General features: G+C 51.4%; 2 protein-coding genes. Both read right to left on the reverse strand.

The genetic code is table 11. The features are described from left to right. Positions 1-37: 37 nt before the first annotated feature. Positions 38-337 (reverse strand): MafI family immunity protein, encoded by a 300-nt coding sequence (locus K0F88_RS31990; protein WP_219097872.1) that lies wholly within the window; start codon positions 335-337, stop codon positions 38-40. A 118-nt stretch (positions 338-455) separates the two neighbouring features. Further along, positions 456-917 carry a hypothetical protein gene (locus tag K0F88_RS31995; protein WP_257605424.1) on the reverse strand — a complete coding sequence of 154 codons (462 nt, stop codon included), beginning with the start codon at positions 915-917 and terminating at the stop codon, positions 456-458. Positions 918-959: the final 42 nt, after the last annotated feature.

Here is a 959-nt window from a genome sequence, read left to right on the forward strand (position 1 = left end):
TCGACCCAAAGCTGACCTTCAGGTGGGTAAATTTTTGTCACCTCGTGAATGGCATCTTCAAGGTCTTTGCGATCCGAGCTAAAATTTTTATGCATTTTTCAGAAACAACGAGCGGTGGTTCGTCAATCATGTAAAGCAGGTGTTCGAACGCTACTCCAGCCTCGTTGTGATCGACATAATCCAGAACTATTTCACCACCATTCTCTAAACCTGCCTGAGCTAATGCATGATCTTCCGGTACAGGGCCGAGCTGGTCGTATGCAATGGACATCAGCGTCGAGATTTCCTCAAGTGCCTCAACGAAATCGGCCCTCAAGTCGTTGTTAAGGTGGCTCATAACAAACATTCCTTCGATTATGGTGACCTGCGTTCCGTTCCCGTCTGGTCGATTGTTGCCCAAGACCTGGTCTTTGCGCACGCGCTTGGGAAGCTAAGGTCGACTGTCCGCTCTTGGGTCACGCTTTACCCATTTCCTCGTACGAAGCATCGACGAACGTGATGTGCTCATCCCAAGCAGCTTCAGCTAGATCCCGGATAATTTCAGCGAGCGTCTCAACATCCACCCCCTGAGCTTCGATGCAGGCCAAGCGTCCGGGCGACCAGTCGATGACGGAACACTGTGGATACTTCCTTAGCAGTGCGGACAGCGCTTCCTGAGGAGGCTCTTTGTGGGTATACATGAAGTCAAAGTGCGGGGCACTGGCATTCTGAAGCGGGTACACCAGAGCCCAGGCATTTGATGGGCCGGGAAAGCAAATATGGACATTACGATGCGCCCATTCCGGCCCACTGTGTTTGATGTGGCGAAGTACTTCGATGATCGAATGACAATTGGCTATTCGGATCATGCGATCAGGGTCAAACGTCCAGCCAGGCCCAGGCTGGGTTGCTGCGTTACTGGTCAGAGGTGCAGTCATTCTTGTTTTTCTCTTCATCGCATTACCTTAGGTTCGAACGTC

This window comes from Pseudomonas sp. UMAB-40 (assembly GCF_900095275.1).
Lineage (GTDB): Bacteria > Pseudomonadota > Gammaproteobacteria > Pseudomonadales > Pseudomonadaceae > Aquipseudomonas > Aquipseudomonas mandelii_B.